Here is a 23561-nt window from a genome sequence, read left to right on the forward strand (position 1 = left end):
GCGACGTTACTCGAATCGGGATCGAAGCTGAGGAATCCAATTCCTGAGAGCAACATTCAATCCGGAATAACGCAAATATACTTATGACAAAGAGGGCAGAGAAGGAGTAACTACAACTCCTCTGCCCACTCTAAATCTTGATCACACAACCTAAATCTTGATCACACAACTTATTAGACAAGTGGTTATAACTGGCTGTCCAGGGAAGCGGCAAAGCGTTCTTTAGGAGTGACGCCTACAAACTTTTCGACAACTTCACCATTCTTGTAAAGCATTACTGTGGGAATCGCATTGATACTACTGGCTGAAGCAATACCTGGATTCTCGTCTGTATTCAATTTACCAACGCGGACGCGGCCTGAATAATCACTGGCGATTTCCTCGATGGTGGGCATCATCATTTTGCAGGGACCGCACCAGGGAGCCCAGAAATCGACCAGGACAGGTTCAGATGCTTCCAGCACTTCAGACTGGAAGTTCGCATCAGTAAATTCCAAAACATTTTCAGCCATTACTGGTTGTCTCCGTTACAATTGGATTCGATATATACATTGAAAAAAGCAGAGAAAATCTCCTCGACTACCCTGCAATGACATCACTTTTTGGACTTGGGATCGCAATGTCCTATAATAATTCAAGCAATCAGCAGCATTTAGTCTGTCTGCGATTGTAGGGAATTATAGAGATCCTCTGTTTTGTGTCAATGCTCTCTCCCGGCAGCTGGAGGCCAAAACCTCTTGTCAAATAAGGAATTACGCTCCGCATCCCAACTGACTGGGATTTAATTTTAACCTCGACAAATCGTCGGGCTCTCGACAAAATAGGTTCTGCAGGCAAATGCCATAATACTGTTATATTAAAGAACTTAAAGAAGTGGAACCCTGGGAGCAGAATATGCTGTCTTACATCCGAATTCCGGGCATCATCATTTGTCTGGCGATCACCTCCCCGTGGACGGCTTTCGCGGACCAGAGAGAGGCAGACCCATTCAGACCATTCCCGGATCAGCTGGCCCCGTCACTCTTCAATGAAGTTCAGGACAAGGCCTTTGGCGGCGTTCTGGATGATGAAAAGGCACTCTATTACTACGTCCTCAAGCACTTGCGCGATACCAGCCTGGAAGATCAGAAACAGGCGGCCGCATTCAATCTGCAGCAGCGTCGTTCCGAAATTAAACTGTTCCGCGAGCATCCCGAACGGGAACTCCCCATTTTCCCTGATCTCTTTAAAAACAGCGATCGTTATAAAGGCCGGCTCGTCACTTTAACAGGTCGCGTCCGGAAATTGATCCATTACCCTGCTGCGGATGATAACCAGTATGGGATGAAAACACTCTATGAAGCCTGGCTGTTTACTGATGATTCACAACAAAACCCGACCGTCGTGATTTGCACGGAAGTTCCTCCCGCATTAAAAAACGGGCTGCCGGAAGGAACAGACGTCATTGATCACGTCACAGTCACAGGCTATCTGTTTAAAATGTACGTCTACAATGCGCAGGATACATCCCGCGTCGCCCCATTGATTCTGGCAAAACAACTCGAATGGAACCCCCGGACTACCGACGAACGGGGCAGCCGGTTGTTTTCACAAATTCTGGCCGGTACACTGATCGTCCTGATTGCTGGTGTCGCTATCGCCATGTGGAAAGCCAGTCAGCGCGACAAACAATTCCGCGAAAGGCGCCTTCAGAAAAATCCGGACCAGGTTGATTTCAACCAACTGGAAAAACCGACGGAAAAAACACAGCCGGAAAAAATAACACCGGATACCAAAACTTCTGAATCGAAACCCCAGGACGATTCAGGTACTTAACAGTCCCACTTCTTTTAGTATTTTTAAAGTATCGTTCTCTCAGTATGAATGTGGATCACACTCCCCGCTCTCCCTCGAATCGCCCCTTAAAACTGGCCGTCCTCATCTCGGGAGGCGGTACGACTCTCACCAATTTCCTGGAAAAGCGTGCCGCCGGTGAACTCGACATTGAAGTCCCACTGGTCATCGCCAGCCGACCGGACTGCGGAGGGGTCGCTAAAGCAAAGGCAGCCGGTCTGCGTTGTGAAGTCGTTCGCCGCCGTGACTTTAATGACATCAGCGAATTCAGTACGACCATCTTTGGTCTCTGTCGAGAAGTCGGTGCCGATCTGGTCACGCTGGCCGGTTATCTTTCCCTGATTCATATTCCGGAAGACTATCAACACCGCGTTATGAATATCCACCCGGCTCTCATCCCCGCTTTCTGCGGGCACGGTTTTTACGGTCACAAAGTACATGAAGCGGTCGTGGCGCGGGGCGTGAAGATCAGTGGTTGTACAGTTCACTTCGCCGATAATGAGTATGATCACGGCCCGATTATCGGCCAAAAGACGGTCCCCGTCTCAGGAACCGACACACCAGACCAGGTCGCCGCCAATGTATTCCAGGCGGAATGCGAACTCTATCCCGAGATGATTCGTCTGTTCGCTGCCGGCAAAATCAAAGTCGTCGAGAGGCGGACCATCATTCAGGATTGAAGGCACGTCGAATCTAAAGCTTCTGACTGCCAGGCGGCGGATTGAGTGGCGTGCTGGAGTTGGGCGGAATCGGTTCGTCCGTATTCATGACCTTATCGTACAGATGGGGAGGCAGCACACGCATCACCGTAAACAGCCCTTTCACTCCTTTGAACCAGCCTTCCCGCATTCCCTGAACTTCACGACGTCCATTGATCTTCCGCATGTCTTCTGTGGTCATCGGCATCGAATAATCATCAAAAGGGAGTTCCTCACCCTCTGGAAGCACTTTCATATCCGACATGCCTTTCATCATCTGCGGATAACCGGGAACCTTAAATCCAGGGTCATCTTTTTTCTGACGAATGATCGGCCCGACCTGTGAAACCATATGATTCATCATGTGATGAAACATGTGACAATGCAGTACCCAGTCACCGGGATTGTTCGCGATCAGTTCCACATCCCGCGACTGCGCCACACCCACGATTACTGTATTTCCTGGAATCCAGGCCGACTCTGGAATTCGCCCCCCCTCCGTTCCCGTCACCCAGAAAGTATGCCCGTGCAAATGCATCGGATGCTGATGCAGCGTACTGAAGTTCAGAAAGCGAATCCGAATCCGCTCACCCAGTTTACAGACCAGGGGAGTGGTATAGGGACCACAACGACCATTGATCGTGAGAAAATTCCAGTCCATCGACATCGTATTGGGAATATGAGCATTGGGCAGCATGGCAAACTGCTGAGTCATCAATACGAAATCACGGTCGACGGTCGGCTCATAGGCGACTTTGGGATGAATAATAAAGGGCACTACCATGCCGATCGCTTCCTGCATTGCCACATGCGGATGCAGAAAATAGCTGCCTTCCTGATGCACATCATATTCATACACAAACGTATGGCCCGGCTTGACCAGATCCTGAGTCACGGCCGGTATCCCGTCAAAACTGATCGGAAGTTCCAGACCGTGTGAATGCAGGGTGGTCGGCTCGGGCAGATCGTTACGAAACACGATTCGGATTCGCTCCCCCTGATACATTTCCAGAACCGGCCCGGGAAACTGGCCGTTAAACCCATAAGCGTCCATCCAGATTCCCGGCAGCACTTCCCGTCGGACCGGCATCGCGTGCAGATGGAATTCGCGCGCTCCGTTCACGATTTTACCCCAGGTCGTTTTCAGATCCGGTGCGATCACATTCACGGGTGCCTGTCCCGCTTCCCTCAATCCAGGCACCAGCTTTCCCCGGTCCGTAGGGCTGCCAATCGGTCCTCCCAGCCCCGGATGCATGCGCGGAAAGGCTTCGCCTTCTGCTCGACTGTTACCGGTATCCGCAGATTCTGCTGCTTTGGCCATAGTTGCACTCGTAGCAAACAAACCGGCTGTCGCTGCTGCACCATGCTTCAGAAAATCCCGACGATCGTTGGGTGAACCCATTGGTAGACCTTTCCTTGATTTCAGTTTCTGCGTTTCGGGAATCGTGCTTTGCTTAACGCGGTTTCGGTACCGCATCGATGTGCCCGCCGGACATCGGAGCTGACGGAACTTCCAGCCCCCCCGTCAGCAACATACCTCGAATCGCAATCTCACTTTCATGATACTGTAACTGGCTCATGATGTACTCTGCCTGCAGATCGTAATAGATCTTTTGAGCCATCAGCACTTCGGGCCAGGGGGCACGCCTGCGCTTATAACTTTCATGCAGCAGATCATATGCCTCTTTTGCTTTAGGCAGCATTTCACTCCGGTAGGTTTCCACATGCTGCCGCGCCGTTCGATAATCTCGGTACTTATCTGACAGCTTGCTCATTAATGATAATTCGAGACGCTTTACATTGGCACGCGACTGATTCAAATCAGCCAGCGCCTGATCAACGGTCCCCTGATTGCGGTCAAATACAGGCAGAGGCAGACCGGCGGTGACTCCCGCAACATTGTTATTGGTCTCAAAATTGTGACCGAAGTCCACATTCACCAGAATGTTCGGAATCGGCTGGACACGTTCACGTTCCACGGTAATCTCATCGTGCTGCACCCGTTCCCAGGCAGCTACGATCTCCGGACTGTTTTCCAGAAGTTGATGCATGGCTGAACTCCAGTCATACACTTCAGTCGCTGGTTCCAGCGACCCCTTGAGTGTGGTACACTGCAGCTCTGGGGTTCCCACCATCGCGACCAGATCGCGCCACTCCTGTTCCAGGTTATTTTCTGCCGCCATTTTCTTCAGCCGTGCTCGATGCAGGTCGATCTCTGCCTGTAACAGCCCTGCCTGATTGGTCTGCCCCAGGTTGAGCATCTCTTTGTGAGTCTGCAGATTATCCTGTGCGTTCGACAGCAACTGATTGTGAACCGACAGCATCTGCTGTGCAGCCAGAGTACGATAGAAGTGAACGCGTACGTCGTTAAGCACCCGAGTATACTGCGCCGACAGATTTGTTTCGGCAATACAGATCTGCTGCGTCCACTTGGCCCGACTCAGTTTCAATTTGCCTCCGGTAACAAATTCCTGCGAGACAAAAGCCCCCTGTAACTCTCCTGCCGTTCCATCAATACCAATCTGATCGCTGGCATAACCGACCACCGGGTTCGGGTAGAGCCCTGCCTGATACGCAGCACCTCGAGAGGCTTCAACCTGAGCAGCAGATTGAATTAAAGTGGGATTATTTGCCTGAGCCAGTGTCTCCAAATCACTTAAAGACAAAGACGTTTGCTGATGAGACTCGGAGGTACCCGAAACGGGAAACAGGGGGATATCGTATTCGGCAAATGGAAGTTCTTCCGTCTGCTCGTGTGCAACCAGAATTGTTTCAGAAGCCTTTGAGGCAGCAAGTTCTGAAGACTCATCCGTTTTGACTTTGACCGGACAGGGATCCTGAAATGCAATTGATACAGGCTTCGACTCCCCCAGATCGCTGATCTGTCGCTCGGGGCTGGAAGCACACCCACTGATCAATACGGTGAGTAACCCGATAGTGACGGGAAAACCGGTTTTCATCCTGCCCTCCATGCATGGCCAACCTGCACACCATCCTGGCGCGCACAAATACTGTTTCTTAAAACTTCATCGGAAAGAAATGCGTTCTGCTCTGCCAGCAATCGCATGAAAATGCAGGCCGACATTCAGATCAACGGCAATAATCCGGGTATTCCGAACAAATGACATTTTCGGAACCGGTTCACTCCAGGTGCTACGAAAAGATGGCATCCTGGGTTTTTCCGGATTTGATGCAGGCCTGCCTTGGAAACAAGACAGATACTCTGGGAAGACTTTAATGAATTCCGCCCTAAAGTGAATATTCCCTTTAGGTAAGATGAAGTCTTTAGGAAAATCCAAAACAACTGACAGTTTTTGATTGTTTTTGAAAGTTTCTGATGGTATTTTGGATATATTGATTGATAGCCAGCGCTTTGTGAGGCATATTCTACAGGGAACTATATCGTCTCAGGAGGAGTTTGCATGTCAATGTTGCTTGACGAAAGACGGGAAAGCATATTAAAGATAGTAGAAAACAAGGGTTTTGTCTCCCTTGTGGATTTGATGGATTCTGTGGGCGCTTCCGAATCTACCATTCGAAGGGATTTGGAGTATCTTGACGGAATCGGTCAGATCAGGCGGACCCGCGGTGGGGCTGCTTATAGTGGAGAATCTTTAGCCACTTTTGAAGACAGGTCCTTTATGTCATCCAGGCAAAAAAGGCAGGTTGCTCAAGCAGTGGCTAACATGATCTCTCCGGGAGAGGCAGTGCTGATGGATGGAGGCACAACCACTCTGGAAGTCGCCCGTCAACTGGCGGGCAAACAGTTACAGGTCGTCACTAATTCATTGCCGATCGCTAATCTGCTGGTCAATCAGCCACAGATTGACCTGATGCTGATCGGGGGATTCCTGTTTCCCAAAACAGGGGTCGCATTAGGGAAGACCGCTGTGGAATCACTGAAAAGTGTCCATGTCCGGCGATTGATTATCAGCGTCGGGGGAATCACAGAAGACGGACTTTATAACAGCAACATGTTGTTAGTTGAAACAGAACAGCAAATGTTTGAAGCAGCAGAAGAAGTGATTGTGGTTACAGACAGTACCAAATTCGGGCACTCGGCTCTCGCTTATCTGTGTCCACTGGACAGGGTCGACCACATCGTCGTGGATGACGGCATTACCGAAGAGTGGAAAGACGTCATTCGCGAAGCAGGCATCGAACTCACAGTCGTCGAGACATAATTCATCCCATTCTGAAGCCTATACAAATTCAAAAATTGAGATCTGATATTATGACACAACTTACCAATTCCATCTCACGCTCGCAGGTAGAACAACTGGTTCGTCAGGCTTTGTCACAGCAAACAGGAGGGGCGGCATCCACACCACAGACTGCTCCCAACCCGCTGGTCGTCAATATCTCAGCCCGGCATATTCATCTTTCGCAGGAGCATCTGGAAATTCTGTTCGGCAAAGGTGCCCAGTTGGAAGTTCAGAAAGACCTGTACCAGGATGGGTACTTCGCAGCGACACAGACGGTCGCCGTCGTTGGTCCCCGCCGCCGCATGATTCCGAATGTGCGTGTCCTGGGTCCGTGCCGTGGTGATACTCAAGTTGAACTCGCTTTTACCGACACCATCTCGCTGGGACTCGATGTTCCTATTCGCATCAGTGGCGACCTCAAAGGCACCCCCGGCTGTGTGCTGATGGGCCCCAAAGGCGTCGTTGAACTGGAATTTGGTGTGATCCGTGCCGCCCGTCACGTGCACATGTCGCCTGCCGACTGTGCATACTATGATTGCTCCAACGGCGATAACTTACATCTGCGAATTGAATCAAAAGGTTGCACGACTGTCCTGGAAGACGTTGTCGTCCGGGAAAACCCCGAAGTCAAACTCGAAGTCCATATCGACACCGATGAAGGCAACGCCGTCGACCTCGACCATGCCACTTTAGTGAAACTCTTTGTGCCTGAAGGCTGCAAATGCAAACACAGCTGATCTGGTATAGATCGGCCACAGATACATCTGCGAACTTCAACAGATGATATCTTTGATACCTGTCGCAGAACCTGATTTCCGATTCTGCAGAAACAACGAACTGTTTTTTTTCTTAACACTCTCTAAAAGGAGAACTGACTCATGGCGAAAGCAATGGAAGCCTTGGGAATGGTGGAAACAAAAGGGCTGATCAGCCTGATTGAAGCCGCCGATGCAATGTTGAAAGCGGCCAACGTACAGATGATTGGCTGGGAAAAAGTTGGTAGTGGCCTGGTCACAGGTTTTGTCGTCGGTGATGTTGCAGCTGTGAAAGCAGCCGTTGACGCCGGTGCTGCAGCTGCCAGCAAAGTTGGAGAAGTCGTGAGCGTTCAGGTTATCCCACGTCCACACGAAGAACTCGCCAGCGTACTGCCCAAGACTGCTGCCAAGAAATCATAATCGGGTTATGAACATTGACGGCTGACATTCCTGAAACTGATCGTAATGACGATGAACATAACCAGTTAACGTTCAACTGGTATGCAGCTAAAGGTAATGCAGCTCAACCCATCACAACTAAAAAAATCGAGGACAAAATGAGTTCTGAAGCCATTGGTTTAATTGAAACAAAAGGTCTGGTTGCTCAAATCGAAGCTTCCGACGCCATGCTGAAAGCTGCCAACGTGACTCTGGTTGACCAGATCCAGATTGGTGGTGCCTACATCACAACCGTAATTCAGGGAGATATCGGATCAGTTCGCGCAGCGGTTGACGCTGGTGCTGCTGCCGCTTCTCAAATCGGAGAACTGGTTGGCGCTCATGTGATCGCACGCCCCTCCGCTGGCCTGATGTCAAACTTTATCTAAAAGAGGCACTGTTGTTCTTCCCGCTGCTCAGCGTGTGAGCAACGGGGAAATGGAAGTCGAAACACCAGTCTTTTAAGTCACAGAATGGATTCCTGCAATGAAAGTACTTGTTGCCAATTTAGGTTCCACCAGTTTCAAATATCGCCTGTTCGATATGCCCGCCGAAGTGCAGCTTGCTCGCGGGGGCATCGATCGAATTGGTGAGGAACAGAGTCATTGTTTCGTCGAAATTGGTTCGCATGGGGAAGAGCACGAACAGAACGTGCCTGATCATGCGGCTGCCGTCAACTTATGTCTGTCGCAATTGACCAACTCTGAATGGGGTTGTCTTGATTCTGCAGAGGAAGTGGCCGGCATTGGTTTCAAAGCTGTCTTTGCCGGAAACTTAAGTGGCATACGACTGGTTGATGAAGCGTTGCTGACCAAAATGGAGGCGCTGGCAGATATTGCACCTGCTCATAACCCTCCGTATGCCCGGGCCATGCGACAACTGCGTCAGGCTTTTCCTGAAATCCCGCTGGTTGCCGCATTGGAAACCGCCTTCCATGAAACCATCCCTGCTGAAAATCGTGCTTATGCCATTCCCCATGAATGGCAGGAAGAATACGAAGTCCAGCGCTGGGGCTTTCATGGCGCCAGCCACCGGTATATCGGCTCTCGTATGGCCGAGCTCACTGGTAAGGACGATCTGAAGGTTATTTCCTGCCACCTGGGAGGCAGTAGCTCTTTATGTGCCATCGAGGGTGGAGTCTCCAAAGCCAACAGTCTGGGAATGAGCCCTCAGTCAGGATTGCCTCACAATAACCGTGTGGGTGATTTTGATCCGTTTGCTCTACCGGTTCTGATCAAGGCCACCGGAAAATCCCTGGCGGAACTTCTGGAAGACCTGTCGAGCAAAGGAGGCCTGCTGGGCATGAGTGGATTGAGTGGCGATTGTCGCGATCTGGAAGAAGCGGCTGCCAAAGGACATAAACGGGCACAGCTTGCTCTGAGCGTGTTTCACTCAGCCATCCGTCAATACCTGGGAGCTTACATGACGGTACTGGGAGGCGTAGATGCGATTGTTTTCACGGGTGGAATCGGTGAGAACAGTGTCAGCTTAAGAGAAAAAGTCTGCAGCAACCTGGAATGGGCGGGAATTCACCTGGATTCTGAAAAGAACAAATCAGCCTCCAATGAGGCACAGATCCAGGCGGACAACAGCAAAGTACAAATCTGGGTTGTGCCTACGAATGAGGAGATTGTAGTAGGCAGGCAGACCGTCGAAGTCATCGAAGGGCGTTCGTAACGCCTGGAGAATACAGTTATCCCTTAGAGGATTTTACAGGAGTTGGTTCGATGTTTATAGGACGCATAACCGGCAGTGTTGTTTCGTCTCAGAAAGTCGAAACAATGATCGGTCAGAAACTGCTCATTGTCGAACCGTTGCGCGTCAACGAAAAAGACCAGAGTGACCTGACTCCCACCGGACGCTCGTTTATCGTCGTCGATACAGTGGGAGCAGGGCAGGGCGAAGTCGTATTGTGTGTGCAGGGCTCATCGGCCCGTTTCACACCTGAGACCAAAACACTTCCCATCGACGCGGCCATCATCGGCATTGTCGATCAGGTTCACATTGGCCCTAAAGAAATATTTAACTCGAAGGATTGAATTTCGTTCAGTTCCGGAAGCACAGCATGACACGAGAATTGCCACAAATCACTCTTCAACAGCGACAGATGATGATGAATGTCATCTGGCTCGCATTGATCATGGGTGTGGTGACATTCGGTATTATTGTGACTTTTATCGGACTGAAGGAAGAACCGGGGAATGGATTACCATTCATTACATATCTGGGAATGGGCCTCGCGGCACTGATGCTGGTGCTGCGAATGATTATTCCCAACATGATTGCCCGGAATCAGTTTACACAGGCAATGCAGGAAGCGAGAGAAGAGGGGATTCAGGATGAAGAACAGATGCTGGGAACATTTTATCAGATCTTTATGGTGCGAATGATTATCGGGCTGGCGCTACTGGAAGGGGCCGCCATGATCAATCTTGTTGCTGTAATGGTTGAAAACCAGAAACTGGCTTTCATCCCGGTAGCGATCCTGCTGCTGGTCATGATTGCTTCAATGCCCACGAAATCAAAACTGGACGGATGGATTCGCAACCAGATGGAAAACTATAACCTGGAACACCAAAACTGAATTTTACAGACTGAGTCAACAGCATTGAGCTTTAGAGTTCAATGACAGAAAACTCGGGGAGAAATAAATTATGCAGGCGACTGAAGAAGCCATTCGTAGTGTCGTACAGGAAGTGTTATCACAACTTCATAACAAAGGCGGCTATGGTTCCGCTTCCGCTGCCACTCAAACGGACGGCGACTGGGGTGTATTCCGCAGTGTGGACCAGGCCGTCGCTGCAGCCACCGCAGGACAGAAGCAACTGTTGAACGCCACACTGGCTGATCGGGCCAAGGCGCTGGAAATCGTCCGGCAGATCTGCTCCAGCCAGGCTGATGAACTTGGTCGTATGGAAATGGAAGAGACCAAAATCGGTCGGCTGGATCATAAGATCGAAAAGCTGCATCTGATCAAAGGCATTCCCGGGATGGAATTCATGAAGACCGAAGCCGTCTCAGGTGATTACGGTATCGGTTTAACAGAGTATGCACCCTTTGGGGTCATCGGTGCCATCACTCCGGTCACACACTCTCTGCCCACGTTGGCGTGCAACTTCATCAATATGGTCGCTTCCGGAAATACGCTGGTTGTCAACCCTCACCCGGGCGGAGCTAAAGTTGCCTGCGAAGGGGTACGCCGCTTTAATAAAGCCATTTATCAGGCCACTGGTCTGCAGAACCTGGTCACAATCGTCGAGACTCCTACTCTGGAAACGGCAGACCAGATCTTCAATCATCGTGGCGTTCCTCTGTTGTGTGTCACCGGTGGTCCTGGTGTTGCCCGCGCTGCACTCGCTGCCAAGAAGCGTGCGATTGTCGCAGGCCCGGGAAATCCACCAGTCGTCGTAGATGAAACCGCGGACATTGACAATGCTGCCCAGTCAATCATTGCAGGAGCCGCCTATGACAACAACCTGTTATGCATCGGTGAAAAGGAAGTCTTTGCCGTTGAAAGCATTTTCAACGAACTGATGTCTGCCATGGGACGGCACGGCGGATACCAGTTAAATGATCAGCAGGTCGCACAACTGACGGCCCTGGCATTCTCCCCTCCCACAGAACCAGGTGGACACGCTGTCCTCAACCGTGATCTGGTTGGTAAAGATGCTGCGGTCCTCGCCGGTCTGATCGGCGTCAGCGTGCCTCCGGGAACGCAGTTGCTGTATGGTGAAACCGACACGAACAATCCATTCGTGCCGGAAGAACAGATGATGCCGTTCGTACCATTCGTCCGCTGCCGCAACGCAGATCACGGCATCGAACTGGCCAAAGAATTCGAACACGGATTCCGTCACACCAGCCTGATCCATTCACGCAATATTGAAACAATCACAAAAATGGGACGCATTATGGATACCACTCTGTTCGTGCAGAATGGTCCCTGTGGTGCCGCTCTGGGGAACGGTGGAGAAGGATATGCTTCATTCAGCATCGCTACTCCGACTGGTGAAGGAGTCACCAACCCCATGACATTCACACGTTTCCGTCGTTCCACCACCGTGGGACACTTACGGGTTATTTAATTTAAACAATCAAGCGAAACATCGCTGCAGGAATGAATTTCAAATGTTGACAGGACAGGTCATAGGACGAGCAACCGCGACGGCAAAACATCCCAGTCTTGCCGGCTGGCGCTTATTGCTGGTCCAGACTCTGGACATCAAAGGCAACGCAGATGGATTTCCGGAACTGGTCATTGACCGCCTGGGCTGTGGTAAAGGGGATATTGTCCTGCTGACTTCCGACGGTGCAGCCGTCCGAGACATGGTGGGAGCCAACAACACTCCCATTCGCTGGGCCACAATGGGCGTCATTGATCGCGAATAATCAAATATAAAATAAGAGTGAATTACCGAGTCATGCAGTTTTCTGAAGAATTAGTCAATCAGGTCGTCGCCAATGTACTGTCGACCCTCTCCCGTCAGGGACAGGTCGCGCAGCACACTGGTACTGCCTCGTCTGAGACTTCAGTGGTGTTCACAGAAAAAGTCATTACGGCAGATCTACTGGCAGCAAAGATCAAGGGACAGGCAGCCGTCGGCATTGTCGCAGGAGCCATCCTGACACCTACTGCGAAAGATTATATACGACAGAATCAGATCAGCGTGCATCGTGCTTCGACAGTCGCTGCTTCAACAAAGCAGGGAACGAAGTGGCGGGCGATTGTGCTCACACACTCATCGGCTGTTGAAAATGCTTTAACTGATATCGAACAACATACTGGCTCACGCTGGTCACAGGAATTAAGTACATCACTGGATCATGCTGTGCAGGATGCGATCAGCAGCCTGTGTCGTGCCGATGCTTCAGGAATCGTTCTGTTTGCTTCCGCGGCAGAAAAAGCAGCCTGCCTGGCAAATCGAAACCTCAAAGTCCGTGCGGCAGCAGTACAGGATGTCAATCATTTAAGAGAGGTGATCTCGCAGATGAGTCCGAACTTGATTTGCGTGAATCCGAAACAGAAATCGTTTATCGAACTGAGAAACCTGATCAAAACATTCGTCAAAGCAGGCCTTCCTCAGGAAAACTAGCCTGCTGAAAGTACAGAATTATGAAAATCGCAGAAGTCATCGGAAAAGTGACCTTGTCTCGCAAGCACCCCAGTCTGGATGGTGCCCGCTGGCTGGTCGCGATTCCTTTGAAGAGTGATGAACTGAATTCAAAAAAGAAGAAAAAAACGGAACCTTTTATCATTTACGATGAGTTGGGTGCCTCACCTGGCTGCCAGATCGCAGTCAGTGAAGGAGCAGAAGCAGCCGCTCCCTTTCATCCTGATGTGAAACCGATTGACGCTTATGTGTCAGCCATTCTCGATCAGGTTGAAGTTTACTGAGACAAGATTGAAACAAAATCCCCTCACTGAAATCACAAATTTTATTTAACGTTTGGAGCTAAAACCATGTCAAATCAATGGAACAGTGGAATTCACGATCGGAAGCTGAAAGAAGAAATCTGCGAAATCGGACGTCGCGTCTACAACAAGGGATTCGCAGCAGCCAATGACGGTAACATTTCCATTCGCGTCGGCGAAAACGAAGTGCTCTGCTCTCCTACCATGATCTGCAAAGGCTTCATGAAACCAGATGACATCTGTGCCGTCGACCTCGACGGAAACCAGATCGCCGGTACCCGTAAACGCACCAGCGAAATCCTGTTACATCTGGCGATCATGAAAGAACGCCCGGACGTTAAAGCCGTTGTGCACTGCCACCCCCCCCATGCGACTGCCTTCGCTGTCGCCCGCGAGCCGATCCCTCAGTGTGTTCTGCCTGAAGTGGAAGTCTTCATGGGTGAAGTTCCGATGGCGCCTTATGAAACACCGGGCGGACAGAAGTTCGCTGACACAGTTGTGCCATTCCTCAAAGGGGGCACGAACACAATCATCCTGACCGGGCACGGCACCGTGACCTTTGGAAAATCACTGGAAGACGCGTACTGGAAAACAGAAATCCTGGATGCCTACTGCAATATCCTGCTGCTTTCCAAACAACTGGGCCGCGTCACTTACTTCACCGAAAATGAAACGCGTGAACTGCTCGACCTGAAGAAAAAACTCGGATTTGATGATCCTCGTTTCCATGTAGAAGACTGTGACCTGTGTGGTAACAGCGCATTCCGTGACGGTTATACTGAAGGAATTCCTCAGCAGAAGTCCTTCGAACCCGCTCCCAGCTATCCCGGGTACCTGTCGAAACCATCTACGCAGGCAACACCCTCCGCGTCTAACAATGGCAGCTCTGATCAGTTGATCAAAGCGATTACCGATCAGGTTATGTCGGCCCTGGGTAAATAATCCCTGTATTCTCATTTTATATAACAAGCATCACATCGTCATATAGAAAAGATTTGATTATGAATGTCAGTATTATCGGTGGTGGCGGGCTCGTGGGCTCCTGTGCCGCCTTTGCATTACAGGCCGGAGGCATCGTCCGGGAAATCGCTCTGGTAGACGTGAATCAGGATCTGGTCGAAGGCCAGGCTTTAGACCTGCTGCATGGCAGTTCTTTAACCGCCGATCAGAAAATCTACGCTGGTGGCACCGAACTCGTGAAAGACAGCGACGTGATCGTGATCACCGCCGGTCTGCGACGTAAACCGGAGGAAAGCCGTCTCGATCTGATCAACCGGAACGTGGCCCTGTTCAAAAACATTCTGGAAGATGTAAAGCGTGTCGGAACCAAACCGGGCGCGATTGTGTTTGTCGTCTCCAATCCGGTGGACGTGTTGACCTACCTGGCAATGAAAGAACTCGGACTGCCTCCGCAACAGGTAATTGGTCTGGGTACTGTTCTGGATACGACCCGTCTCCGCAGCATGCTGGCTGCCCGCCTGGACGTGCCCCCGACTCAGGTTTCGACACTGATTCTGGGTGAGCATGGCGACAGCATGGTTCCCATCTGGTCAGCCGCTCAGATTGGTGGTCTGCCACTCGAAAAGTTCCCCGGCTGTAACCCCAGTCTGATTGCCGAAGTCGAAAAGAAGACTCGCGGCAGCGGAGCCGAAGTCATCAAGAAAAAAGGGGGAGCCGGTTTTGCGGTCGGCGTAAGTATCGCGGATGTCGTACATTGTATCGCCCTTGATCAGCGTCGGATCCTCCCTGTCTCTTCACTGCAGAATGGTGCCTTCGGATTGCGGGATGTCTGTATTTCCGTTCCGACCGTCATGGGACGATCTGGTGTGATGAAACACCTGGAAATCGAACTCTGGCCGAAAGAACAGTTGGCACTCACTCAGTCCGGAAAAGTACTGCGGGAAACCGTTGATAAAGTGCTGGGCTGAACCTGATCCAGAAATGACATCTTGAGTATTGTTGTGTTCAGTTTAGTTGCGTTTTGTATTGAAATGATTGTCTGATGGAAAAATCACTCGACAGGAAACTACAGTCGATTCACGCGGACCCCAGTGGTTCCAAAGAGTTTATTATCGCGGATGCGAAAGATGCCGACATGGCGTTTGGAATTGGTGCCCCTGGCTTGTCACCTGAACGACATGACCAGGAACTCAAGTACAAAACACTGTCGGAATACCGGGATCAGATCCGGGAAGTAATCCAGCAGGAAGTAGTCGACATCGTTCTGATGTCGGCCAGTACCAGCGAGAAACTGACGATTGACGAACGCCTGTTCGACAACTCTCCGATCACTCCCGCTGCCCGTGCCAACGACACGACCGACGTGCATGTGCCTCGTGGTGGTAAAATTCATCTGTCACCTGCGAAACCATTTCGCTCTGCCAGCCTGGATCACATTCAGTGTGGCCACCTCGACTGCGCTCCGGAAGAACGCGCCTATGGTGCTGACCTGGGTCTTTACTCAGTAACCTTTAATAACAATCTGGAAGAAGACCTGGCAACCCTCGAACGCTACAAAGAATTCCGGGAAGAAGCCGAACGCAAAAAGTTCCGCCATTTCCTGGAAATTTTCGATCCGAATATCAGTACTGCAATCGCTGCCGACCTCGCACCCGGATTTATCAATGACCTGATTGCTCGCACCCTGGCTGGCGTTGCGATGACAGGCCGTCCCACATTCCTGAAAATGGTCTATCATGGTCCCCAGGCAATGGAAGAACTGGTCGCTTACGATCCACATCTGATCGTAGGAATTTTAGGTGGTTCAGCGGGAACCACTCTGGACGCCTTTCAGCTGATCTACGATGCCCGCAAATACGGTGGTCGCGTGGCGCTGTTTGGACGTAAGATCAATCAGGCCGAGCATCAACTGGCTTTTATTCAATTCCTGCGTTATCTGGTTGAAGACAAAATACAGCCGGTGGAAGCGGTTAAAGCCTATCATGGCGTGCTGCAGGAACTGGGCATCAAACCCACACGTGAACTGGACGTCGATTTGACTTATCAGACCGCTGTCATGAGTTATGGGGGAGAAGACGGAAAGACCTTCAGCTTCCCTGCACAGAAATCAGACACTAAATCCGCTGCCAGCAGTTCAAAATCCGCAACAACGAACAAATCGGCTGGGAACGGCAAGGGCTCTCCCGACTTCGCATCCATGAGCTCAGCAGAGAAGCTGGCCTTTCATCAGGCGCGACTGAACCGCATGTTTGGTGAATAAGACCTGCTGCTGTGTGTTGAGACATCATATCGAGGGGCTTAGAATACAAGACATGTTATTCCAGCTCGCTCTTATTTTGTCAGCACAAGGTTCAGTCGTTTGAGTCGTTCTTCAAAGAAGAAAACACGGTCCTCCCTACCGGAAACCGTAAAACCCACTGGTACACCTGTATTTGCTGGCACAATCCTCGTCATTGCCATCGGCTTAACGTGGATCTTCTGGTATGGCCTCTGGTCAGGCGGGGGATTGATCGGTGGTGACCTTTATACCTACTTCTTTCCCCAAAAGACGTTCTTCGCAGAACGTCTGCAGGCAGGTGAATTTCCGCTCTGGAATTCCAACATCGGACACGGCGTTCCCCTGGTGGCGGAAAGTCAGACCGGTGCCTTCTACCCGTTCAACTACTTCGCCTACCGGTTTCTTCCCGTCAATACTGCCTACAACTTCGTCCAGATTTTGCATTACATTCTGGCGTTCGTGTTTACCGGCATGTATGTGAAACGTCTGGGCTATTCACTGGTCGCCGCCCTGTTTGCCGGACTGGTCTATACTTACGGCTGGTTTCCCTCGCGGATCTGCCTGGAATGGGCCATCATTGGTGGTGCCTGGCTGCCATTGACGCTGTGGTGCGTCGAATCATTCTTCCAGACCCGCTACTGGCGGTATGCGATATTACTTAGTTTTGCTTTGACAATGCAAATTCTCCCTGGCCACTTCAACCTGGCATTTCTCACACAATTGATGCTGGTCGTCTACATTCCCGCTCGTATCTGGTTCAGCCGCGATGAAACGACTGACGCACTCAAACCATATCGCAGACGAACCATCATACTACTGCTACTGGCTTTTATTTCCACCTATGCACTCTCGGCAGTTCAGCTCGCACCGACCTGGGAATTAAAACAACTCAGTCAGCGGGCAGAAGTGGGTGAACGCTCGCATCAACCCGGATATGGTCACATCCCGGTCTGGTATCTCTCGCAGGTGGTTGCCCCCTGGGCCTGGTATCCCTATGAAGTAAATCTGGACGCCGGGCTGGCACCAGGAGGTGATGCAACCAATCAGGTCGAAGCGCATCTGTATTTCGGCATCGCCTCGGTTCTTTTGCTGATATACGGGACATGGAGTGGTGCCTGGACGCGTGACCGCAGGCTGATCCTGCTGGCGGTCATTGGATTCCTGGCACTGCTGTATACGCCGGGCTGGTTACTCCCCATAACAAAACATTTGCCTGGCTTCAGCTTCTTCACCGGCCCTGGTCGCTATGGCATCCTGACCACGTTCGCAGTCGCAGTCATTGCCGGCGTCTGCCTGGAACGACTGACAGCAAACTGGAATCGGAATCTGCAGCTGCTGGTAGTCGCTCTCGTCTGTCTGTTTACCGCAGCTGATTTCTGGGTCGTCAGTCGCTATGTCACCTACGCCGCTATCGTTCCCGATCCGCCAATTAACCATGTCGATCAGAGTGGACTCAAGAAGATTGTCACAGAGTACGGGAAACCGGTCCGCCTGTTTGCACCAGGCGCCAATTTACCAACTCTGCTGGGTGTCTCATCCACTCCCGTTTACCTGGGAATTGGGCCCGAACAGTATTTCGACCCAAAATTGACAATGCCCGAGCCGCTGCCTTTCAAGGAACCTGCGACACCCGAGCAGATTGAATGGCTTCGCAAAGCAGGCGTGACGCACATCCTCAGCCAGCATCCCCTCGACTTGAATCACTGGCCGGTGAAGCCGATCTGGAGGGATTTCGACGCGGTGATTAACCCCGCCTGGGGCCGCTTCGATGAACCTGTTTACTTTTATGAACTTCAGGGTTCGCGGGGCCGCCTCGCCTGGACTCATCCAGAGGCAAACCAAAATGCCACAATTACAGGTTATCGTGCGAATGAAATTAAAATAGAGGCAGAGACTCCGACCGATGATACACTGATCTTAACCGACCTGCTGTATCCTGGCTGGAAAGTCTATGTAGATGGTCAACCTGCTGAAGCAGAATTGATCGAAGGCGTGTACCGCGGCGTGAAACTGTCAGCGGGTAAACATGAAGTGGTCTGGGCGTATCAGTCCGGCTGGTTTCTGATCGGGGCAATTGTCAGCTGCATCACACTACTGACTTTATTAACGATTGCCCACTTCCGGTTCTGGCATCCGATTCTGTTTCAAATGAAACAGAGGACCATGGAAGTGCAGCCTGATATCCCTGTCAGCGAGATTACGAAGAAGAAGAAATGAATTCCACGTTGGAACCAGTCCCTTCGAAGCGGTGACTGTCGGAATAATTTTCTTCATCGTCTTCGTCGTCTACACTTTCCAGCTCATCGCTGGGCAGCATTTCATTCGCGCTCACGTTGTGGCCACTGTCTGATATGGCGACCGGGAACTGCTGGGAAATATCCACGTCTTTGGTTGGCTTTTTGAAGTGCTGGACCGAAGGTGCCTTAGTAGGCGTACTATCTGTCTCGGGCTGACTGTCTGTCTGTTCTTTTTTCTTATGGAAATCGGCGCCTATATTTTCCAGATGATAGGCGACATTTCCGATCTTCAGCTCATCATTCAATTTGAGCCAGGCCTGCTGGTCAATTTTCTTGCCATTTACATAAACACCATTCATGCTGCCCAGATCACGTACGACGGGACGGTCATTGACAATGGCGAGACAACAATGCTTGCGTGAGATTTTAGGGCTGTCATTGATCACGATATCACAGTCGGGATGACGTCCGACGAGAATGATCGCCTTGTCAAGTACGATCGGGCGACCTTGATTCACGGGGACTAAGCAGACTGCCATAGAAGACTCCAGTCAGAAACGTTAGCAAACTTAATGAATTGTTATTATACGAGTCATCCAGATCCAAGTAAAAGAAAAAAGGCCCGAGCCGAACAGGAGACGGTGAATTCCTCCTGTTACCCCATATAACTCATACGCGTACTTAAAATGTTAATTACTGATAAATATCGACTATTTATAGATATACACTCAATCAAGACCTGCTGTTTCTCACACATTTGGGTCATTCCACGCACTGATCCAAACTCAAAATCGTCCCAATTCGACCTGGACACTCCCATTTGCAATAAGCACAACCCCCATAACCGTACCGGCATACACAATGCTATTGTGTCTATCAACAGATTTTACAGTAAGAATACAGATAGTGTACCGGCTACTTCGTCTGCACCCGACAATTCGGTAATGCCCCCTGAAACTCCTTTAGACGGGCTGGGGGTATTTCGAGATGCTTCAGTGAGAGCAGGTGCAAGTGCTTCATTGATTTCAATTTGTCCAGCACAGCAGCGGTGACCTGAGTACGGCTCAGATCCAAGTACTTCAATTGAGTGAGTTTGGCCAATTCAGAAACACCCGAATCCGTAATTTGTGTATTATCAAGTTCCAGTCGTTCCAGATGAGTGAGCGAGGTGATCTCTTTTAAACCGGCATCCGAAATACTGCTTCCTGTCAACTCCAGCCAGACAAGATTCGATAATGGGGAAATTGCTTTTAAACGAGCATCTGTTAACTCAAGCCAGTTGATGACCAGTTTCCTCAAGTCCTGAATTTTTTGAATGATCGCCAGACTGGAATCGAGTTCTTTCGAATTATCTTTTCTGCTGCGAGGATCAAATTCACCCAGAATCTGATTAAATCGAACGACGCCAATTACCCGCCGATGTCCCAGGCTGATATACTCTACCGCGGCACCAGTATCTCGGAGTTGCATGGCGTATTTCTGATCTGCAGACGAGATCTCGAAGACACAATTGACTTTGCATTGAGGACACCGGATTTCAAACTGCTTAACCCCTTCTGCAGTTACATTGGTACCATTTAAACTCAAGCTCATCATTACTCGTAGTGATTCGAGATCTTTCACTCCTTTGTCTGTGATATAAGTTTCATTCAGATTTAAAGTTCGCAGGGTCGTCATTTTATTAAGAATAGGTGTCCCTCCGTCTGTGATGGTTGTTCCACTCAAACTGAGTATGTTCAGCCGTGGTAGTTTGACTAGCTGCTCCAACCCTTGATCAGCGACCTTGGTTTGATCCAGATTAAGGCTCCGTAAATTTTTCAACGATGTAAGCTGCGCCATACCATCGCTGTAAATTCGATTGGAGCTCAGATCCAGGCCGCGCAGATTGACGAATCCTGACAGGTTTTTCAGTCCGTTTTCCGTGATGTAATTTTGGGACAGTGAAAGTATTTCCAGATGAGTCATATCTTTTAAGGAGACAAGCTCATCATCAGAAATCCCTGCGTCTTTGAGCTGTAAATGTCTCAATTTTTTTAACACAGCCAGCAATTTCAGCCCATCCGGTGTCAGCTTCACACCGTTCAATTTCAGGACCTGCAAGCCAGCGATACCTGATAAATGCCTGAGGCCCGCTTCTGTCAGGTTTGGACTTTGAATCTCCAGACCATATAAATTTAGATTTTTTAATTCTTTGAGAAACCCCAGTTGTACATCAATCGGTTCCAGGCTGGGGTTTGTTCCCAGTGGATCATATATACGAACAGTCAGAAGTTCTGGTGTTCCTGATTGTTGCTGACGAACCAGCATCGCACCTTGTTTCTTCAGTTTTTCCGTGAGTGCCAGCACATCCTGTGATCGGGGAACCGAGGCCATAACCTGGCAGTCTGGTGACTGTTTTCGAAAAGATTCGACTCCAACACTGGTCACACCAGTCCCATGCAAATTGAGTTCCGTTAGTTTGATCAGCTTCGAATTAAAATGTGCGAGGCCGACATCTGTAACTTTTGTACCTTTCAAATTCAGTCGCTTCAGATTAAAAATCGATTTGAGTGTCTCCAACCCCTGATCATCGACGCGGGTGGCTGTCAGGTTCAGACTGTAAAGGTGCTTTAAGTCCTTGAGAGCTTTGAGCCCCTCATTCGAAACATCAGTATCTTCCAAATCGAGAGTTTTTAATGCTGTCATCTTTTGCAATGCAGACATCCCGGCGTCAGTAATTTTGGTTTTCCTGAGTCCCAGTGAATTCAAACCGGTCAGATTGCCCAACGCTACCAGTCCAGTATCATCGATGGATGTAAAACCGAGGTTCAGTGAAGTGAGTCCCGTGAGCGTTGCCAAATGCGTGACGGCATCTCCTTCAAAGTGCGATTGGGTCAGTTTCAGATTCTTTAATTGTGGCAGACCGTTCAAATGGTCTAGGCTGGATGCCTGGAGGGAATTCATTGACAAATCCAGATTCCGTAACTGAGGCAGTTTTTTCAGCTCTCTCAATCCCGTCCCCGATATCTGATTTTTATAAAGATTGAGAGTTTCTAACCGCGAAGTCGCTGCCAGATGAACAAACCCTGCATCTGTCAGACTGGTGTTTCCCAGGTTTAATGACTTCAATTGAGGAAAGTTTTTCAGAGCAGCCAGCCCGGTATCGGTAATATCGGTCCTGCTGAGATCCAGTTGCTGTAAGTGATGGAGCCCGGTCAAAGTCTCCAGCCCTTTGTCCTTAATCGCTGCACCTGACAGGTGCAGACTTTCGAGTTCTGACAATTCTGCAAGGTGGACCATTCCCTGATCAGTCACGTTTGTCCTATTGAGCTGCAGTTTCTTCAACTGCGGAATATCTTTCAGAGAACGCAACTCGCGGTCAGTAATCTGATTTCCATACAAGTGAACTGCGGTGGTATATTGCGATGTGAGTTTACGGTTTTCAAAAACCCGGGATTTATGAACGTGTGCCCCCAGTGCTTTTAAAGCAGCAATTGCCTGTTGCTCCTGCATAGAGGTACCAGCACGACCTCCGGTGACCACTTTACAATCAGGTAGAACAGTATTGAATCGTTGCATCCCCGCTGAAGTAATTCCGGTACCGATCAAATCGAGCCGCTTCAATTTTTTGAGTTGAGTGAGGTGCTCCAGCCCGGCATCCCCGATATTTGTTCTCGCCAGGTTCAGACTGGTCAAATGCTTGAGCCCTGAGAGATGAGCCAGACCGGCATCGGTGATAGGGCTCTGCATCACCGTCAGTGACTTCAAGCCGGTCAGGTCTTTGAGATTTTCGAGCCCCTGATCACTGACAATGGTGTTATTGATCGATAGCGACTGCAAACTGCTCCGGTCTTTCAGGCAGGCCAGACTGGCATTGTTTACCTGTCGACCAGAAAGGGTGATTTTCGCTACGACGCGATATTCTTTGCGTGGCCGATATTGAACGAATCCACCTAATTTTTTTATCTCTGCTACCAATTTCAGGTCATCTGGCGAGACAGGACGATCAAAGTCTATTTTACAACCTGGCATTTCCATCTGCAGTTTTGCCACAGCCGCATTACTGACCGAAGTCAGACTCAGATCAAGGTATTCCAGTTTCTTTAAGCCATATAAGTGTATCAGCCCGGCATCATTGATCTCTGTTTCATACAGATTCAAAGAGTTCAACTGCTTGAGATCTTTCAGGTAGATCAGACCCGCACCGGTTATTTTGGTCGAATTGAGCCACAAACTTTGGAGATTGGTCAATTCTTTAAAATGGACCAGAGCCGCGTCGGTCAGGGCTGCATTACGAATATAAATATGCCTTAAAGCAGGAAATTGCTTCAGGTGCGCCAGCCCGTTATCAGTTAAAGGAGATCGCACCAGATGCAGTTTCTGAAGTTGATTAAAACCCTGAAGGTGCTTTAAACCATCTCCGGTTACCTTGGAACCGTAAAAGGCCAAGTCCTGGATCGTGTCAAAATCTTTCAAATATTTGAGATCATCATCGTCGATTTCCGAACTCGAAAAGAAGACCGATTTAACCGCCGAATCCGGGCCTGCCTGCAGGTATTTGATGTCTCCACGTAACTGCCTGATGAGTTGAATCGTCTGCTCTTTTGATAGGTCACCATTTTCTGAAGGGGGAGCAGCACAAATCAGTGTGCCATAGAATGACAGGCTTAAAAGTAGAAAAGTCAGAGAAGAAATTCGCATTCTCATAAGACCCTTTCGGGAGAAACAGACGGGCAACACACTATTGCATCAATGGATACGACTA

General features: G+C 50.0%; 23 protein-coding genes. 17 read left to right on the forward strand and 6 right to left on the reverse strand.

Going from position 1 to position 23561, the window contains the following annotated elements; all coding sequences use genetic code 11:
- Nucleotides 1-185: 185 nt before the first annotated feature.
- Entirely contained in the window at nucleotides 186-512 is a 327-nt protein-coding gene (gene trxA, locus Pan161_RS24680; protein WP_002647087.1) for a thioredoxin, read from the reverse strand.
- Nucleotides 513-894: 382 nt separating this feature from the next.
- Here trxA and Pan161_RS24685 point away from each other — a divergent pair, with 382 nt between their 5' ends.
- Complete coding sequence (locus Pan161_RS24685) at nucleotides 895-1815, forward strand: hypothetical protein (RefSeq protein WP_145231399.1); 921 nt, start codon at nucleotides 895-897, stop codon at nucleotides 1813-1815.
- Between the two features lie 44 nt (nucleotides 1816-1859).
- Nucleotides 1860-2513 carry a phosphoribosylglycinamide formyltransferase gene (purN, locus tag Pan161_RS24690; RefSeq protein WP_145231400.1) on the forward strand — a complete coding sequence of 218 codons (654 nt, stop codon included), beginning with the start codon at nucleotides 1860-1862 and terminating at the stop codon, nucleotides 2511-2513.
- A gap of 13 nt (nucleotides 2514-2526) precedes the next feature.
- Here the strand turns inward: purN and Pan161_RS24695 are convergent, their stop codons facing one another.
- From Pan161_RS24695 to Pan161_RS30730, 3 genes are all read right to left on the reverse strand, one after another.
- Nucleotides 2527-3933 carry a multicopper oxidase domain-containing protein gene (locus Pan161_RS24695; RefSeq protein ID WP_145231401.1) on the reverse strand — a complete coding sequence of 469 codons (1407 nt, stop codon included), beginning with the start codon at nucleotides 3931-3933 and terminating at the stop codon, nucleotides 2527-2529.
- A 52-nt stretch (nucleotides 3934-3985) separates the two neighbouring features.
- Entirely contained in the window at nucleotides 3986-5491 is a 1506-nt protein-coding gene (locus Pan161_RS24700; RefSeq protein ID WP_197995501.1) for a TolC family protein, read from the reverse strand.
- Between the two features lie 66 nt (nucleotides 5492-5557).
- Complete coding sequence (locus tag Pan161_RS30730) at nucleotides 5558-5701, reverse strand: hypothetical protein (RefSeq protein WP_197995502.1); 144 nt, start codon at nucleotides 5699-5701, stop codon at nucleotides 5558-5560.
- 252 nt (nucleotides 5702-5953) lie between these two features.
- On the opposite strand from Pan161_RS30730, the gene Pan161_RS24705 reads away from it, so the two are divergent.
- From Pan161_RS24705 to Pan161_RS24775, 15 genes are all read left to right on the forward strand, one after another.
- The gene (locus Pan161_RS24705) at nucleotides 5954-6715 is read left to right on the forward strand and encodes a DeoR/GlpR family DNA-binding transcription regulator (protein ID WP_232103472.1); all 762 of its coding nucleotides are present in this window, start codon (nucleotides 5954-5956) and stop codon (nucleotides 6713-6715) included.
- Between the two features lie 50 nt (nucleotides 6716-6765).
- Complete coding sequence (gene pduL / locus Pan161_RS24710) at nucleotides 6766-7473, forward strand: phosphate propanoyltransferase (protein WP_145231403.1); 708 nt, start codon at nucleotides 6766-6768, stop codon at nucleotides 7471-7473.
- A 141-nt stretch (nucleotides 7474-7614) separates the two neighbouring features.
- On the forward strand, nucleotides 7615-7911 hold the full coding sequence (locus Pan161_RS24715) for a BMC domain-containing protein (protein ID WP_002647079.1): 297 nt from the start codon (nucleotides 7615-7617) through the stop codon (nucleotides 7909-7911).
- A 137-nt stretch (nucleotides 7912-8048) separates the two neighbouring features.
- On the forward strand, nucleotides 8049-8318 hold the full coding sequence (locus tag Pan161_RS24720) for a BMC domain-containing protein (protein WP_145232884.1): 270 nt from the start codon (nucleotides 8049-8051) through the stop codon (nucleotides 8316-8318).
- A 97-nt stretch (nucleotides 8319-8415) separates the two neighbouring features.
- Nucleotides 8416-9606 (forward strand): acetate/propionate family kinase, encoded by a 1191-nt coding sequence (locus tag Pan161_RS24725; protein WP_145231404.1) that lies wholly within the window; start codon nucleotides 8416-8418, stop codon nucleotides 9604-9606.
- A gap of 50 nt (nucleotides 9607-9656) precedes the next feature.
- The gene (locus tag Pan161_RS24730) at nucleotides 9657-9968 is read left to right on the forward strand and encodes a EutN/CcmL family microcompartment protein (protein WP_145231405.1); all 312 of its coding nucleotides are present in this window, start codon (nucleotides 9657-9659) and stop codon (nucleotides 9966-9968) included.
- A 26-nt stretch (nucleotides 9969-9994) separates the two neighbouring features.
- Nucleotides 9995-10513, forward strand: coding sequence for a hypothetical protein (locus Pan161_RS24735; protein WP_145231406.1), 519 nt, complete (start codon nucleotides 9995-9997; stop codon nucleotides 10511-10513).
- A gap of 70 nt (nucleotides 10514-10583) precedes the next feature.
- Entirely contained in the window at nucleotides 10584-12014 is a 1431-nt protein-coding gene (locus tag Pan161_RS24740) for an aldehyde dehydrogenase EutE (RefSeq protein ID WP_145231407.1), read from the forward strand.
- A gap of 43 nt (nucleotides 12015-12057) precedes the next feature.
- Complete coding sequence (locus Pan161_RS24745) at nucleotides 12058-12318, forward strand: EutN/CcmL family microcompartment protein (protein WP_145231408.1); 261 nt, start codon at nucleotides 12058-12060, stop codon at nucleotides 12316-12318.
- A gap of 32 nt (nucleotides 12319-12350) precedes the next feature.
- Entirely contained in the window at nucleotides 12351-13022 is a 672-nt protein-coding gene (locus Pan161_RS24750) for a hypothetical protein (protein WP_145231409.1), read from the forward strand.
- Nucleotides 13023-13042: 20 nt separating this feature from the next.
- Complete coding sequence (locus Pan161_RS24755; protein WP_145231410.1) at nucleotides 13043-13324, forward strand: EutN/CcmL family microcompartment protein; 282 nt, start codon at nucleotides 13043-13045, stop codon at nucleotides 13322-13324.
- A 66-nt stretch (nucleotides 13325-13390) separates the two neighbouring features.
- Nucleotides 13391-14284, forward strand: coding sequence for a class II aldolase/adducin family protein (locus Pan161_RS24760; RefSeq protein ID WP_145231411.1), 894 nt, complete (start codon nucleotides 13391-13393; stop codon nucleotides 14282-14284).
- A 59-nt stretch (nucleotides 14285-14343) separates the two neighbouring features.
- On the forward strand, nucleotides 14344-15270 hold the full coding sequence (locus Pan161_RS24765) for a malate dehydrogenase (protein WP_145231412.1): 927 nt from the start codon (nucleotides 14344-14346) through the stop codon (nucleotides 15268-15270).
- A gap of 74 nt (nucleotides 15271-15344) precedes the next feature.
- Nucleotides 15345-16562, forward strand: a complete 1218-nt coding sequence (locus Pan161_RS24770; RefSeq protein ID WP_145231413.1) for a beta/alpha barrel domain-containing protein — start codon at nucleotides 15345-15347, stop codon at nucleotides 16560-16562.
- Nucleotides 16563-16661: 99 nt separating this feature from the next.
- Complete coding sequence (locus Pan161_RS24775; protein ID WP_145231414.1) at nucleotides 16662-18797, forward strand: YfhO family protein; 2136 nt, start codon at nucleotides 16662-16664, stop codon at nucleotides 18795-18797.
- Here Pan161_RS24775 and Pan161_RS24780 read toward each other — a convergent pair.
- Both Pan161_RS24780 and Pan161_RS24785 read right to left on the reverse strand, forming a co-directional pair.
- The gene (locus tag Pan161_RS24780; protein WP_145231415.1) at nucleotides 18778-19356 is read right to left on the reverse strand and encodes an FHA domain-containing protein; all 579 of its coding nucleotides are present in this window, start codon (nucleotides 19354-19356) and stop codon (nucleotides 18778-18780) included. The two genes, Pan161_RS24775 and Pan161_RS24780, sit on opposite strands and share 20 nt — an antisense overlap.
- Before the next feature lie 376 nt (nucleotides 19357-19732).
- Nucleotides 19733-23497: a hypothetical protein gene (locus tag Pan161_RS24785; protein ID WP_197995503.1), complete on the reverse strand. Its 3765-nt coding sequence runs from the start codon at nucleotides 23495-23497 to the stop codon at nucleotides 19733-19735.
- Between the last annotated feature and the right edge of the window lie 64 nt (nucleotides 23498-23561).

The sequence above is a fragment of the Gimesia algae genome (genome assembly GCF_007746795.1).
Classification (GTDB): Bacteria; Planctomycetota; Planctomycetia; order Planctomycetales; family Planctomycetaceae; genus Gimesia; species Gimesia algae.

Bases quoted from the DNA above. Each gene is read 5' to 3' on its own strand.
- purN (WP_145231400.1), top strand. From the start codon at position 1,860: ATGAATGTGGATCACACTCCCCGCTCTCCCTCGAATCGCCCCTTAAAA.
- Pan161_RS24760 (WP_145231411.1), top strand. From the start codon at position 13,391: ATGTCAAATCAATGGAACAGTGGAATTCACGATCGGAAGCTGAAAGAA.
- Pan161_RS24765 (WP_145231412.1), top strand. From the start codon at position 14,344: ATGAATGTCAGTATTATCGGTGGTGGCGGGCTCGTGGGCTCCTGTGCC.
- Pan161_RS24700 (WP_197995501.1), bottom strand. From the start codon at position 5,491: ATGAAAACCGGTTTTCCCGTCACTATCGGGTTACTCACCGTATTGATC.
- Pan161_RS24735 (WP_145231406.1), top strand. From the start codon at position 9,995: ATGACACGAGAATTGCCACAAATCACTCTTCAACAGCGACAGATGATG.
- Pan161_RS24755 (WP_145231410.1), top strand. From the start codon at position 13,043: ATGAAAATCGCAGAAGTCATCGGAAAAGTGACCTTGTCTCGCAAGCAC.
- Pan161_RS24740 (WP_145231407.1), top strand. From the start codon at position 10,584: ATGCAGGCGACTGAAGAAGCCATTCGTAGTGTCGTACAGGAAGTGTTA.
- Pan161_RS24715 (WP_002647079.1), top strand. From the start codon at position 7,615: ATGGCGAAAGCAATGGAAGCCTTGGGAATGGTGGAAACAAAAGGGCTG.
- Pan161_RS24770 (WP_145231413.1), top strand. From the start codon at position 15,345: ATGGAAAAATCACTCGACAGGAAACTACAGTCGATTCACGCGGACCCC.
- Pan161_RS24685 (WP_145231399.1), top strand. From the start codon at position 895: ATGCTGTCTTACATCCGAATTCCGGGCATCATCATTTGTCTGGCGATC.
- Pan161_RS24750 (WP_145231409.1), top strand. From the start codon at position 12,351: ATGCAGTTTTCTGAAGAATTAGTCAATCAGGTCGTCGCCAATGTACTG.
- Pan161_RS24695 (WP_145231401.1), bottom strand. From the start codon at position 3,933: ATGGGTTCACCCAACGATCGTCGGGATTTTCTGAAGCATGGTGCAGCA.
- Pan161_RS24780 (WP_145231415.1), bottom strand. From the start codon at position 19,356: ATGGCAGTCTGCTTAGTCCCCGTGAATCAAGGTCGCCCGATCGTACTT.
- pduL (WP_145231403.1), top strand. From the start codon at position 6,766: ATGACACAACTTACCAATTCCATCTCACGCTCGCAGGTAGAACAACTG.
- Pan161_RS24720 (WP_145232884.1), top strand. From the start codon at position 8,049: ATGAGTTCTGAAGCCATTGGTTTAATTGAAACAAAAGGTCTGGTTGCT.
- Pan161_RS24730 (WP_145231405.1), top strand. From the start codon at position 9,657: ATGTTTATAGGACGCATAACCGGCAGTGTTGTTTCGTCTCAGAAAGTC.
- Pan161_RS24705 (WP_232103472.1), top strand. From the start codon at position 5,954: ATGTCAATGTTGCTTGACGAAAGACGGGAAAGCATATTAAAGATAGTA.
- Pan161_RS24785 (WP_197995503.1), bottom strand. From the start codon at position 23,497: ATGCGAATTTCTTCTCTGACTTTTCTACTTTTAAGCCTGTCATTCTAT.
- trxA (WP_002647087.1), bottom strand. From the start codon at position 512: ATGGCTGAAAATGTTTTGGAATTTACTGATGCGAACTTCCAGTCTGAA.
- Pan161_RS30730 (WP_197995502.1), bottom strand. From the start codon at position 5,701: ATGCCATCTTTTCGTAGCACCTGGAGTGAACCGGTTCCGAAAATGTCA.
- Pan161_RS24745 (WP_145231408.1), top strand. From the start codon at position 12,058: ATGTTGACAGGACAGGTCATAGGACGAGCAACCGCGACGGCAAAACAT.
- Pan161_RS24725 (WP_145231404.1), top strand. From the start codon at position 8,416: ATGAAAGTACTTGTTGCCAATTTAGGTTCCACCAGTTTCAAATATCGC.